General features: G+C 62.5%; 13 protein-coding genes. 5 read left to right on the top strand and 8 right to left on the bottom strand.

What is annotated here, in order from left to right; genetic code table 11:
• Window positions 1-64: 64 nt before the first annotated feature.
• Window positions 65-322 carry a succinate dehydrogenase assembly factor 2 gene (locus tag AC2FLX_RS00710; protein ID WP_480749615.1) on the bottom strand — a complete coding sequence of 86 codons (258 nt, stop codon included), beginning with the start codon at window positions 320-322 and terminating at the stop codon, window positions 65-67.
• Complete coding sequence (locus AC2FLX_RS00705; RefSeq protein ID WP_480749614.1) at window positions 319-711, bottom strand: helix-turn-helix domain-containing protein; 393 nt, start codon at window positions 709-711, stop codon at window positions 319-321. Before AC2FLX_RS00705 ends, AC2FLX_RS00710 begins: the two co-directional genes overlap by 4 nt.
• 90 nt (window positions 712-801) lie before the next feature.
• Here AC2FLX_RS00705 and AC2FLX_RS00700 point away from each other — a divergent pair, with 90 nt between their 5' ends.
• From AC2FLX_RS00700 to AC2FLX_RS00690, 3 genes are all read left to right on the top strand, one after another.
• Window positions 802-2,004, top strand: a complete 1,203-nt coding sequence (locus AC2FLX_RS00700) for a pyridoxal phosphate-dependent aminotransferase (protein ID WP_496748340.1) — start codon at window positions 802-804, stop codon at window positions 2,002-2,004.
• Window positions 2,005-2,020: 16 nt separating this feature from the next.
• Window positions 2,021-2,416: a hypothetical protein gene (locus AC2FLX_RS00695; protein WP_480749612.1), complete on the top strand. Its 396-nt coding sequence runs from the start codon at window positions 2,021-2,023 to the stop codon at window positions 2,414-2,416.
• Between the two features lie 70 nt (window positions 2,417-2,486).
• The gene (locus tag AC2FLX_RS00690; RefSeq protein ID WP_480749610.1) at window positions 2,487-3,857 is read left to right on the top strand and encodes a dipeptidase; all 1,371 of its coding nucleotides are present in this window, start codon (window positions 2,487-2,489) and stop codon (window positions 3,855-3,857) included.
• On the opposite strand, the gene AC2FLX_RS00685 is transcribed toward AC2FLX_RS00690, so the two are convergent.
• Window positions 3,824-5,206, bottom strand: coding sequence for an MATE family efflux transporter (locus AC2FLX_RS00685; protein WP_480749609.1), 1,383 nt, complete (start codon window positions 5,204-5,206; stop codon window positions 3,824-3,826). The two genes, AC2FLX_RS00690 and AC2FLX_RS00685, sit on opposite strands and share 34 nt — an antisense overlap.
• Before the next feature lie 116 nt (window positions 5,207-5,322).
• Between AC2FLX_RS00685 and AC2FLX_RS00680 the strand changes: the two genes are divergently transcribed.
• Entirely contained in the window at window positions 5,323-5,961 is a 639-nt protein-coding gene (locus AC2FLX_RS00680) for a TIGR02453 family protein (protein ID WP_496809550.1), read from the top strand.
• A gap of 21 nt (window positions 5,962-5,982) precedes the next feature.
• Here the strand turns inward: AC2FLX_RS00680 and ppk2 are convergent, their stop codons facing one another.
• Window positions 5,983-6,909 (bottom strand): polyphosphate kinase 2, encoded by a 927-nt coding sequence (gene ppk2 / locus AC2FLX_RS00675; RefSeq protein ID WP_480749607.1) that lies wholly within the window; start codon window positions 6,907-6,909, stop codon window positions 5,983-5,985.
• Window positions 6,910-7,032: 123 nt separating this feature from the next.
• On the opposite strand from ppk2, the gene AC2FLX_RS00670 reads away from it, so the two are divergent.
• Window positions 7,033-7,935: an alpha/beta fold hydrolase gene (locus AC2FLX_RS00670; RefSeq protein WP_496875363.1), complete on the top strand. Its 903-nt coding sequence runs from the start codon at window positions 7,033-7,035 to the stop codon at window positions 7,933-7,935.
• A gap of 102 nt (window positions 7,936-8,037) precedes the next feature.
• Here AC2FLX_RS00670 and AC2FLX_RS00665 read toward each other — a convergent pair whose 3' ends face one another.
• From AC2FLX_RS00665 to AC2FLX_RS00650, 4 genes are all read right to left on the bottom strand, one after another.
• Window positions 8,038-8,646, bottom strand: a complete 609-nt coding sequence (locus AC2FLX_RS00665) for a carboxymuconolactone decarboxylase family protein (protein ID WP_496809551.1) — start codon at window positions 8,644-8,646, stop codon at window positions 8,038-8,040.
• A 254-nt stretch (window positions 8,647-8,900) separates the two neighbouring features.
• Complete coding sequence (locus AC2FLX_RS00660) at window positions 8,901-9,407, bottom strand: hypothetical protein (protein WP_496809552.1); 507 nt, start codon at window positions 9,405-9,407, stop codon at window positions 8,901-8,903.
• A 95-nt stretch (window positions 9,408-9,502) separates the two neighbouring features.
• Window positions 9,503-11,026, bottom strand: a complete 1,524-nt coding sequence (locus AC2FLX_RS00655; protein WP_496809553.1) for an amidohydrolase family protein — start codon at window positions 11,024-11,026, stop codon at window positions 9,503-9,505.
• A 383-nt stretch (window positions 11,027-11,409) separates the two neighbouring features.
• Window positions 11,410-13,209, bottom strand: a complete 1,800-nt coding sequence (locus tag AC2FLX_RS00650) for an amidohydrolase (protein ID WP_496809554.1) — start codon at window positions 13,207-13,209, stop codon at window positions 11,410-11,412.
• Between the last annotated feature and the right edge of the window lie 174 nt (window positions 13,210-13,383).

Raw genomic sequence — 13,383 nt, 5'->3', positions numbered from 1 at the left:
CTCGCCAAACTGCGCAAACAGGATGCACCGGCAAAGCCGAAGAATCGGTTAAGGTAAAATTTCGCTATTTTTGAAAGGTTTGCGCGATATCGCCGATCAATGCGCCATATTTCTCGGGCGCGGGCACCTGCCCCGTGACCCATTGATACAGGTCCTGATCGTTCTCATGCAACAGCGCGTCGTACAGATCCAGCGCCACACCGTCCATCCCGGGCAGGTTGCGATCCGCATAGGCCGACAGGATCAGGTCCATCTCCTTGATCCCGCGCCGCATCGAGCGCATTTTCATCCGCCTGATGCGGTTCTCGCGCGTTTCGGTCATTCAACGGACCCCGCCAACTGACGCAGGCGTTTTTCCAGGCGCGCGGCGCGCTCGGCGTTTTCCCGCATCGAGCCGCGCAACGCGCGCAGATCCGCCAGAACTTCCGCCAGATCAGACGAGGCATCGACCGGTTCGCCCGGCACATCCGCGCCCTCGCCTTCACCGGTCAAAAGCCACTTGATCGACACATTCAACATGCCCGCCAGCATTGACAGCTTGTTGGCACGGGGTTCTGACACATCGTCCTCCCACCCCATGATCGTCGCCTTCTTGACCCCCAGCCGACGCGCCAGCTGCGTTTGCGTCATGCCCGCGGCTTCACGCGCGCCTGCAACGCGGTCCCCAAAGGTAGCTGCATCCGGTCCGAACCAGTTGTTGTCATCGCTCATTGCATGCTCCTTTGCCGTTTCCATATCGCTTGATCCCAATTCGGGCGCACCCTATGACAGTCGCGCACAAGATACAAACCGAGGCCGCCCATGAGTTTCCTGTCTGCGACATTGTCTCGCGTCAAACCCTCGCCCACCATCGCGATGACGGCCAAGGCGGCCGAACTCAAGGCCGCCGGACGCGACGTGATCGGCCTCAGCGCGGGAGAGCCGGACTTCGACACACCGCAGAACATCAAGGACGCCGCCGTCGCCGCTATTGCCGCAGGCAAGACCAAATACACCGCCCCCGACGGGATCATCGAGCTGAAACAGGCGGTCTGCGCCAAGATGAAACGCGACCACGGGCTCGATTACACGCCCGCGCAGGTCTCGGTCGGAACCGGCGGCAAACAGACGCTTTACAACGCCCTCATGGCAACTCTGAACGACGGCGACGAGGTGATCATCCCCGCGCCCTACTGGGTCAGCTATCCCGATATGGTGCTGCTGGCGGGCGGCACGCCGGTGGTGGTCAGGACCACGCTGGAAAACCGCTTCAAGCTGACCGCCGAACAGCTTGAGGCAGCGATCACGCCGCGCACCAAGTGGTTCATCTTCAACTCGCCCTCGAACCCGACCGGCGCGGGCTATTCCCATGACGAACTCAAGGCACTCACGGATGTGCTGATGCGCCACCCGCATGTCTGGGTGATGAGCGACGACATGTACGAACACCTCGCCTATGACGGGTTCGAATTCTGCACTCCGGTACAGGTCGAACCGGGGCTATACGGCCGCACGCTCACCTGCAACGGGGTTTCCAAGGCCTATGCCATGACCGGCTGGCGCATCGGCTATGCCGCCGGCCCGGACGAACTGATCGCCGCCATGCGCAAGGTCCAGTCGCAGTCCACCTCGAACCCCTGCTCGGTCAGCCAGTGGGCGGCGGTCGAGGCGTTGAACGGCACCCAGGAATTTCTCGCCCCCAATAACCAGACCTTCAAACGCCGCCGCGATCTGGTGGTCTCGATGCTCGGCGAAATCGACGGCATCACCTGCCCCACACCCGAAGGCGCATTCTATGTCTACCCCTCCATCGCCGGTCTGATCGGCAAGACCACGCCCAAGGGCACCCGCATTGACAGTGACGAGGCCTTCGCCACCGCCCTGCTGGAAGAGGCCGACGTCGCTGTCGTCTTCGGCGCGGCCTTTGGCCTGTCGCCGAATTTCCGCGTCAGCTACGCCACCTCGGACACCGCCCTGACCGAAGCCTGCACCCGCATCCAGCGCTTTTGCGCATCCCTGACCTGACCGAAAGGCAACGGCGATGGACCTGCCCGAATACTACTTCCGTGTCCGCGAAAACGGCGCCTTCGTCTTTCGTCTGGACACCAACAACCGCCACCAGCGGATCGAGATGGACCAGATCGCCGTCGTCAATATCCGCAATGGCGAGATCAAGCCACACGGCCAGCGCACCCTGACGCCCGAGGACATGGCCGAAATCGAACGCTGGATGGCCGAGCGCAAGGCGCTGCTCGCCCAGCGCGACATCGACGACATCCACCGAGCCGTGGATTACTTGAACCTCACGACACATTGGGCGCAATCCAAGGCAACGCCCGAACAGCTCGATCAGGTCACCGACGCCCTGCTGCTGGCGATGCACGACCTGCGCACGGTTCTGGTGCGCAAAAAGGCCGACCGTCTCAGCAAAGACTGACGCCCGGTTTCGATTGCCTCGCGCCTGCAATGCCGCCACTCTTCCGCGCAGGAAAACGGGAGTCGCGAAAATGCACTGGCAGGATTATCTCGACACGCATCAAAACCGGTTCGAACAGGAACTTCTGGACTTCGTGCGCATCCCCTCCGTCTCGGCAATGCCCGCGCATATGCCGGATGTGGAACGCGCCGCCAATTGGGTCGCGGACAGGCTGGGCAAAGCAGGGATCGAACATGTCGCGGTCCTGCCAACCACCGGCCACCCGGCGGTCTATGGCGACTGGATGCATGCCGGGGCCGACCGGCCCACGGTGTTGATCTATGGGCATTTCGACGTCCAGCCCGCCGACCCGTTCGAACTGTGGGACAGCCCGCCGTTTGACCCCCAGATCCGGCAGGGCTGTGTCTTTGGTCGCGGCGCCTCGGACGACAAGGGCGGCATGTTCATCCCCATCCTCGCCATCGAAGCATTGCTGGCCACCCAAAAACGCCTGCCGGTCAACGTGAAATTCCTCTTTGAAGGGCAGGAGGAGATCGGCTCGCCCGACATGCCCGACTTCATCAGGGCCGAGGCGCGCCGCCTGTCCTGCGACATGATCTTTTCCGCCGACGGGCTGCAATGGACGGCGGACGAGGCACAGCTTGTCATGGGCCTCAAGGGGCTGGTGGGGGTCGAGGTGATCGTCGACGGCCCCTCCGCCGATCTGCATTCCGGCCTGCATGGCGGCGGCGTCAACAACCCGCTGATGGCGCTCAGCCAGATCCTTGCGTCGATGAAGGACGCCGAAACCGGCCGTATCACCATCGACGGCTTCTACGACGACGTCGTGGATCTGACGGCCGAAGACCGCGCCCAGATCGCCCGCGTGCCTTTTGACGAAGCCGAATACCTCGCCGAAACCGGCGCGCCCGCGCCGTTCGGGGAAACCGGATACTCCGTTCGCGAGCGGCTTTGGGCCAGACCCACGCTTGAACTCAACGGCCTGACCGGCGGCTATCAGGGCGATGGCAGCAAAACCGTCCTGCCCGCCCGCGCCAGTGCCAAGATCACCTGCCGACTGGTCGCCAATCAGACACCGGAACAGATCGCCGAACTGATCCGCGCCCATGTCGCCCGCCACACGCCTCCGGGCGTCACCACGCGCATCGAACATCTGGCAGGCGACGCCGATCCTTTTCTCGTGCCGCGCGGCCATAACGCAACGCAGGTGGCCGGACAGGTCCTCGAAGAGGTCTATGGCGACAAACCGTTCATCACCCGGGTCGGCGGCTCGATCCCGATCATGACGTTGTTCCTGCGCGAATTGGGGGTGCACGGGGTCATGTTCGGCTTTTCCATCGGCGACGAGAAGCTGCACGCCCCGAACGAGTTCTTCCGCCTCGCCAATTTCCGCCGTGGCCAGACCGCCTATTGCCGGTTGCTGGAACGACTTGGCGGCTGATCCGGTCGCGGACCCACCTTGCGGATCACCCGGCCCCAGAACCGGGTCATCAGCATCACGCCTGCAAAGGCCAGCCCCACCACCAGCCCGGCCCAGACACCGATCCCCTCATAGCCATAGACAAAGCCCAGCAGGTATGATGCCGGAATGCCGATCACCCAATAGCTCAGCGCTGCCATCACCATCGGCACCGCCGTGTCCTGCGCCCCGCGCAACAGCCCCAGCGCCATCACCTGCGCCCCGTCGACCAGTTGGAACAGCGCCGCCATCGCCAGCAGCCCGACACCGATGGCCAGGATCTCGGGCCGCAACGGGTCGTCCGTTTCCAGAAACAGCGAAATCAGGGGCTTGGCGCAGGTCAGGAACAGGACGATCGCGATCAGCGATACGGCCAGCGACATGACGATCACCACTACCGCCCCGCGCGCCATACGCTTGCGATCCCGGCGGCCAAAGGCATTGCCTGCCCGGATCGTCGCCGCATTGCTCAGCCCCAGATGCACCATGAAGGTGGCCGAAGCCAGCTGAATGGCGATTCCATGCGCCGCCAGCGGCACCGCGCCCAGCCAGCCCATCATCATGGCCGAGGCCGCAAACAGGCTGACCTCGCTCAGGTTGGTCAGCCCGATCGGCACACCCAGCCGAAAAACCCGCGCGAACATCTCCCAGTCGGGCCGCCAGAACCGCTGGAACAGGCGATGTTCGGGCAACTCGTGCACGGCATAGACGATCACCGCAACCAGCGACACAAGCTGGGTCGTGACCGACGCGACCGCCGCCCCGATGATGCCCAGCTCCGGCGCGCCCCAGTTGCCGAAAATCAGCGCATAGTTGGTGAACGCATTCACCACCGCCGCGCCCACCGCGATCCACAGCACGATCTGGGTTCGCTCCAGCGCCGCCAGATAGGATTTCAGCGCCATGACCAGAAGCATCGGCATCAGGCCCCAGCCCGCCACCCGCAGATACTCCGCCGCCAGCGCCGCCACGCCCTCTTCCTGACCCAGCGCCAGCAGGATCGGATAGGACCACCACAACAGCGGCATCGCCAGCACGGTGAACAAGATCGACAGCCACAACCCCATGCGAGTCGCACGCCGGATGCTGGTTTCGTCCTCTTCCGCCGCTGCCGCCGCAACCATCGGCATCACCGCCCAGCCGAATCCGGCCCCCATCAGGAACAGGACAAAAAAGTAGCTTCCGGCCAGCGTCACCGCCGCCAGCGCCTCGACACTGTACCAGCCCAGCATGACGGTATCGGTCAACCCGATGGCGAACTGCGCCAGATGCCCGCCGATCAGCGGCAGCCCCAGAACGGCAATAGCGCGGGCATGCGCCCCAAATGTCATGGTCGTGCTCATCCGGTCAGGCTTATGACCGGCGGTCGCCACTTACAAGAGCCGACGAACGCCATACCCCTGATCCGTCCCACCTGCTAAACTGTGCAGGATGGAGGAACCGCCCCATGCCCGACCCTTTCGCAGACCTGATTCCCAAGGCCCGCGCCTTTCTTGGCGAACTGGCGCGCAACAACTCCCGCGACTGGTTCAACGACAACAAACTCTGGTTCGAGGCCGATCTGAAATCGCCCGCAACCCTGCTGCTGGATCATTTCGCGCAAACCATCGGGCCGGGCACGCACAGCAAGCTGTTCCGCCCGCAACGCGATATCCGCTTCTCCAAGGACAAGACCCCCTATCACACCCACCTGCACATGCTGTGGACCCTGCCGGGAACCTCGCCCGCGCCGGGCGTCTTCTTTGGCATCTCGCCTGAATATGTCAGCATCGGCGGCGGCGTCATGACATTCGACAAACCGGCGCTCGCCACCTGGCGCGAGCAGATGAGCGGCCCCATGGGGGATGAGATGTCACGACTTCTGGAAGGCTACCGGGCCAGGGGCTACCGCATCAGCGAGCCCGAACTCAGACGCGTCCCCGCCCCTTTCGATCAGGGCCATCCCAACGCGGACGTGCTGCGTCGCAAATCCCTGACCGTCTGGAACGACCTGCCGCCCGCGGCGTACAACCGCCCGCTGGACGCGCTGCAGGACACCTATTCAGAGCTCCGCCCCCTGCTGATTGCGCTGCAAGGGGCGTTCTGAACCCCGCCCTTCCGGATCAGATCACTTCACGCGCGCCTCCGGGTGTATCGCGGAGCCCAGAATGTGATCGGACTTGTGGATCACGTGATGCGCCTGCCCCACGATCAGCGGATCGGGTACTCCCACCAGCGCGTGATCCTTGCCCGGATAATCCAGCGTCGACAGGAAATGCCGCATGCAGTTCAGGCGCGCGCGTTTCTTGTCGTTCGACTTGACGATGGTCCAGGGCGCGTCCGCCGTGTCGGTATAAAAGAACATCGCCTCCTTCGCCTCGGTGTAGTCGTCCCACTTGTCGAGGCTCGCCTTGTCGATGGGCGACAGCTTCCACTGTTTCAAAGGGTCGGTCTCGCGCGACTTGAACCGGCGCATCTGCTCGTCGCGGGTGACCGAGAACCAGTATTTGTAGAACCGGATGCCCGAGCGCACCAGCATCCGCTCCAGCTCGGGCGTCTGCCGCATGAATTCCAGGTATTCGTTGGGCGTGCAGAATCCCATGACCCGCTCGACGCCCGCGCGGTTGTACCAGGACCGGTCATAGAACACCATTTCGCCAACCGTCGGCATCTCCTGCACATAGCGCTGGTAATACCACTGCCCCTTCTCCTCCCAGGTGGGCTTGTTCAGCGCCACCACGCGGGCCTGGCGCGGGTTCAGGTGCTCCATGAAACGCTTGATGGTGCCGCCCTTGCCCGCCGCATCCCGGCCCTCGAACAGCAACACGAACCGCTCGCCGGTCTCCTGAGCCCAATGCTGGACCTTTAGCAATTCGGCCTGCAGCTTGGCCTTTTCGGCCTCGTATTCGCGCCGGATCATCTTCTTCGAATACGGGTACTTGCCGCTCTCGAACGCCTGCCGCACCCGCTCCGCGCTGGGTTCCGCCTTGATCGCGTCGGGGTCCGCGCCATTCGGGCGCACTGCATTTTCTTCGGGCCGGGGCGCTGTCACCATCCGCTCGTTCTCCTTGTCTCCTCTGACTTATGAAAGACTAGCACAAACGCCAAAAACCCGCGTTGATCGGTGTCAAACACATGCATCTTTATCCAAAACTGGACCCCACAACGCATCGGATGCATGCTGCCCGCGAAAGGAACCGCGATGCAAAGCGAAACCGTCACCCTGAACGGCCATCCCTTCTTTCTGCGCAAATGGGGCGACCCAGCGCTGCCCCGGCTGCTGATGCTGCACGGGTTTCCCGAATATGGCGGCGCGTGGTCCGATCTCGCTCCCCATCTCGCGCACCGCTTCTTCTGCATCGCCCCCGACCAGCGCGGCTATGGCCAAAGCTGGACGCCCGACGGGGTCGAGAACTATGCCCTCTCGAAACTGGTTTCCGACATGGCCGCCCTGATCGGCCTGGTGGGCCAGCCCCTCACCGTTCTCGGCCACGATTGGGGTGCCTCAGTAGCCTATGGGCTGGCCATGTTCCGCCCCGACCTCGTTTCGCGGCTGATCGTCGCCAACGGCGTCCACCCGGTACCGTTCCAGCGCGCCATGGCCTCGGGCGGCGCGCAATCAGAGGCCTCGCAATATATCAACCGACTGCGCGCGCCCGATGCCGCCGATTGGCTCGCCGCCGACAATTACGCCAAACTCGAACAGTTCTTCCGTCACGGCATGGGGCTCGATTGGCTGACAGATGACCGGATGGCCGCCTGCCGCACCGAATGGGCGCGCCCGGGTCGGCTGAACGCCATGCTGAACTGGTACCGCGCCTCGCCCCTGCGCGTCGCCGATCCCGGCCAGCCACTGACCGACCTGCCGGATCTGCCCACCGAACGGCTGCGTGTCAACTGCCCGCACCTGCTGATCTGGGGTCCCGACGACAAGGCGCTGCTGCCCGAAGCCACCCACGGGCTCGAAGATTTCGCCCCCGGTCTCACCCGCGTCGACATTCCCGGCGCGGACCACTGGCTGCACCACCAAAATCCCCAGGCGGTCGCCCGCGCCATCCTCGACTGGACCGCCCGAAACTGACCCCTGCTTCTTTCCGGTCTCAAATACCCCGGCGAGCCACCATTGGTGCGCCATTGGTTCAAGCGTCAATGGCGGTGGGGCAGCGCCTCTCGCTCCCGCCCTCTACCGGTGTCCCCAATCGTCGGGATCATCCGAGTTGTTCGGCGACAGCCCCAGAATGTCGCCCTCGGTCGAACAGCCCAGCCCCAGCACCGTCCGGTTCGCGTAAGAAAAATAGGCACAGACCTGATTGATCTCCAGGATCTCGCCATCCTCCCACCCGGCCCGCCGCAGCGCCGCCACGTCCGCCTCGATCATCGCTTCGGGTGTCTCGGTCAGCTTGCGCGCATATCCCATCGCCGCAACCTGCGCCGCATCCAAAGGCGCCTCTTCCAGCCGCCGCACCTCGATTGCCGCCCGGATCGCATCGCCCCGCGTCGCATCCCCCAACAGGCGCTGCAATCCCTGGAAATGATGCTCCACGCAATAGCCGCAGCCGTTGAGCGAACTGACCCAGACCCCCAGCGTTTCCAGAAACCACTTGGGCACCCGGTTGCCGGTGTGATGCAGTACGTTCTTGTACAGCACCATATGCCCTTCCATCGAATGCGGCCTCAGTGAATGCGCCATCATGATGTTGTCCACGTTGTTCCCCGGCCCCGTCACCCGCTCATACAGCTTGCGCAACTTGCCCGTGGCCTGCTCGAACGGCACCGTCCTGATCCAACTCATCTGGTTTCACTTCCCTCTTGCTCGTCAAATCTCCCACAGCCTAGAGAGGATCCGCATACGCTTCGAGACCTAAAATTTGGCTGCAAAAGCAACATATCCTGCCTGTCCCGGCAATCACGTATAGCGCGGGCGCAACAATTGCATAACGCATCGGGAAGCTCCAACCTGCCAGAAAGCCGCCGGCGGCATCGCCCACCATTTGGAAACGGCCACTATTTCGATAAACATGCTGATAAGTGCCGGGGCTTTCCCCTTCAGATCATCGGATCATGAGCCCACTGCAACAGCGCCTGACGCTGGCGCGGACGGCAGAACAAATCGCCGGGATAGCAATTGGCAAGGATCTGGCCCCGGTGCCGCGCAAACGCCCGCCACCGCTTGATCTGAACCGCATCCACCTCAGGCAGACGCCGACCCAGATAGTAACGGCAATACCATTGAAACCACCCGCGCGGGTCCGGCCCCACGATCCAGCCCTTGTCCCGCCAATGGCTCAGGGGCTGGCGACTTTTCACCCCGAAATAATTGACCTTGGGGTCCGGTATGTCGCTGAACTTCGCGTTCTCGAACCAGTCGGGCGGAAACTCATCGCCGCAATCGGTACAGTATTTGCCTTCGAACACGCCCATTTCCAGCATCTGCCTGGGTGAATAATACGGCTCGAACCCCGGCGCGAAATCCGCGCCCATCGGGGCCTCCAGCACATAGCTGTACCCCGTCTGCATCTTGTCGTTGACGTCAATTCTTCGCTGTGACGGCACCTGCTCCTCCCGTTATCCGAACGAACTTATCAGCACATGCATGGCCGACCGTTGTCGCAGTCGCCTCCAAAGTCGCTCTGAACCCCGGGCAGCCCTCATTCACCAGCCCGTATCGCTTGTCCGGGATGAACACCGGGTACCAACGCGCCATCGCGGATCACCGGCTGCCCGTTCACGATCACATGCCGGAACCCTACCGAGGCGAGGCTGTTCGTGCCGGCTTCATAACCCGCCATTCCATTGACCTCATCCGGGTCAAAGATGGTGATGTCGGCAAAGGTCCCGGCCTGAATCCGGCCGCGTCTGGCCATCGACGGGGCAAATTGCTCAAGGAACTCCGCCTGCAGGAACGAGGTCTTGGCGATGATCTGCGGCATGGTGAGGCCGCCATCGTCAATGGCGAGCCGAAGGTAGGTGCCGAATGTTCCGGCGCTGCGCGGATGACCATTGCCCGCCCCGAATGGTGCATCGAATGGCAGCGAATGCCCGTCAGCATCGACAAGGGGCATGCCGTCGCTGCCGATGATCACGTCGGGATGCAGGACCGCGGCCAGCATGTCTTTCTCCTTGATATGCTCCATCACGAAAAACCCGTCGGGCCTTTCAGCGCGGTACCTGTTGAACGTCTCCTCGGTCAGCGTTTCCCCGGTTTCGACCCATGTCAGGTCTGAATAATCCATCCCCGTCCGTTCCTGCCAACCGGGCGACAGGATCTCGGCGGCAATGAAACTCGACCCTTTGACATAGGGAAACGCCTCGGCAAGGATTTCGCCTCCGTTCGCATTTGCCCGATCGATCATCGCCAGCGCGGCGGGCGTGTCGGACAGCGCATTGGTGGGCACATGATGCAACACCAGTGGCACATCATAGGCCATTGACAACGCGATGAATTCTTCCTGCCCCAGCAAACCGCTCGGGGCGATGTTGCTCAGATATCGGGGGTGGGTGGTCAAAAAACTGCCCTCATCCGCAGCCACGTCGGCCATTCGCAAAATGCCTTCGCTGCGCGCCGATGGATAATAGCCAACCATGACCCCGATACCGAGACCGCCATCATGAATGCCGTTCCTCACAAGCGCGTCGATCTCGTCAAGCTGCGTATCGGTGGCCTTGTCGACAGACCAGCGGTTTCCTGTCTCTCCGGCCTTTTCAAGGGCGTGGGTCATCATCGGGCTGCCATGCGACTCCACCCCGTCCATCAACAGCAGCCGCGCCGAGGCGTGGCCCACGGACACACCGTAATTGGCCAGGGATACCCCGGACTTGGCATCGTAATAGACCGACACCGGCAGGGCCCCGGCCTCAAGATCCATCTGCGTCGTGCGGCCGTCAAAAATCGAAACCTTTTCACTGTACGGGTCCTGCCCATGCGCGTGAAAGTCGATGAAACCGGGCGCGGCAATCAGACCGCCAGCATCGATCCGGTCGGTCCCGGTGATCAGGTCGGGCGTGACGATGGCGATTTCATTGCCCCTGATGCCGATATTGCGCACCTGATCCAGCATTGTCTCGGGATCGACCACTCGGGCACCCGTTATCACCAGATCGTATCTCTCCTGCCCCGTGGCAGCGCCGGACACCATCCCAACGACAACAGCCATGATCGCCATACGCAGCATTTTGTTCTCCTGTTTATGAAGACCTCAGACAATCTCGCCCAAAGTTCGGTCATGTTGCCTTGCCACTCTCCCAAGTCCCGGCCAAATCTTCAACGCGACATGATTTCTGCGCCGCCTCTTCGCAGACCCGTGCGGATCCACGCCAATCCAATTCCATGTTCCGCTCAGTTCGCGAACGATACCCCGACCCCGATAGGCCGGACGCGGCGACGGCAACCGCACCATGTCCGCGACCGCATTGCTGCCGACCTTCCAACGCATGCAAACTCATCCGTTTCCGCCACCCTCAGCCGCTTCTTTCTGGTCTCCAATACCCCGGAGAGCGCGAGGGGCCGGCCCCTCGCCCCCCGCCGTATTTCTTGACCCCGATTGCTCGGACACACTCAAAGGGCCCCAAACGCGCGCTGCATCGCTTCAAGAAAACCATGCGACGCATGCGGATCCCCGAACAGGGCTCCGCTGTTCAAATCCCCCTTCCTGACCCCGTCTTCGGCCTGATAGACAACCCTGTCCTCCTTGATGGTCGCCAGCACATCGATTGCCGCCAACGCCTCCGGTTCGACCGACAGGGGATTGTCCGACAGCAGGACGAAATCCGCCAGTTTGCCAATCTCGATCGAACCCTTGTCGTCTTCCTCGAAATGCTGCCAGGCGGGCCAGATCGTCATCGCCTTCAGCGCCGTCGGAACGTCGACGCGCTGGTGCGGCCCCAGAATGTCTCCCGACCGGGTCCGCCGCGTGACCGTGGCCGAAAGGATGCGCATGCTGTCGGGGAACGCCACCGGCGCATCATGGTGCGAGCCGAACATCATCCCCCGATCAACCACCCAGCCCGTGGGCGAGATATTGTCCGCATTGACCGGCCCGACCGTGTGATCCCGGTGCCAGTCCCCCCAATAGAACGTGTGCATGGGAAACAGTGACGGGAACACCCCAAGCGCCTTGATGGTGTCGACCTGATCTTCCCGCAGGAACTGGCCGTGAACAAGCACCGGGCGCGTTTCGATGACGCCGAATTCTTCCTGCGCCGCCGCGATGGCGGCAAGAAGCATGTCAGACGCCCCTTCACCGTTTGAGTGCGTCAAGATCTGGATGCCGTTCTCATAAGCCCAGTGAACGGCGTCCAGGGTCTGCTCCATGGTTGCGGCGGCATAACCGGCATATCCCGGCGGATAGTCCCCGACCGGATCATGATATGGCCTGTCGCGCAGCGCCGTGAACCCCTGTGGCGAACCGTCGATGGTCAGTTTGGCGCCCCCGACGCGAACGCCATCGACGTAAGTTTTCGACGCGTTGGCCGCGATATAATCCCGGTCCACCAGAACATCCGGATAGGCTACGACATCGATGGGAATTTCCCCCGCCGCCGCCACCAGCTTCAACGTTTCCACCACCTCCGGCGTCGAACGTCCTTCCTGCCCGGTCGTATAGCCAAAGCTCGCCCACAATTTCGCCCCGGCCCGGGCGAATTCCTGCATGCCCTCGGCGCCAAGACCGCCGATCAAGGGCATGAGAACGCCAAAGAACGCGTTTTCCTCCAGCACGCCGTTGGGTTCGCCATTCTCGTCAAACCGGATCACGCCGCCGGGCGGCGGCGTTGCACCCACGCCTATTCCGGCCACCTCCAGCGCCTTCGAATTGGCAACGCCAAAATGACCCGACTGATGCACGATGATGATCGGATGCTCGGTTGATACCTCGTCCAGCTCGTATCGCGTGGGCGGGCGTTTTTCGACAAGCTGGCTTTCGTCGTAACCGAACCCGACAATCAGGTTGACCCGGTCGACGATGTCCCGGTTCTCCGCCAGCCAATCGGACAGTGATTTCTGTATCGACGCGATATCCGCATTCGGCCCATCTGGCGGCGGCAACAGGTTGGCCGACAGCGCCTGCAGCCCCCCCATCACCGCATGCCCGTGACTGTCGACAAAGCCGGGCAGCATCGTGCGCCCCTCCAGGTCAAAGACAGCGGTCTGATCGCCCTGAAGCGCCAGAAGATCCGCCAGATCGCCGACGGCCAGAATGCGGCCGTCCTTTACCGCCACGGCTTCGGCCACCGGTTGCGCGTCGTTGATGGTCAGGATCGGCCCGCCGGTATAAATCGTGTCCGCATTCTGCTGCGCGATACCCTTGCCCGCCGCACAAACCGCGATGCAGGCCGCTGCAATCAGTTGAAAATTCATTCCACCAATTCCCTTTCCGGTTTCGGCCACATGACTGCAGCCGGATGTCAAATCCTTGTATCACTTTGAAACTACTCTAGGGTGCGCAATTCATTTGGCAAATTCCGATTGCCAGCAGCCGGACCGGCACAGGTCGCACCGCGCAAATCGGGCCAATTGCCCACAACACCTCGC

Source organism: Ruegeria sp. YKSF57, assembly GCF_059612585.1.
Note: the sequence above shows the minus strand (reverse complement) of the source record. Positions and strands in the feature narration are given on the sequence as shown.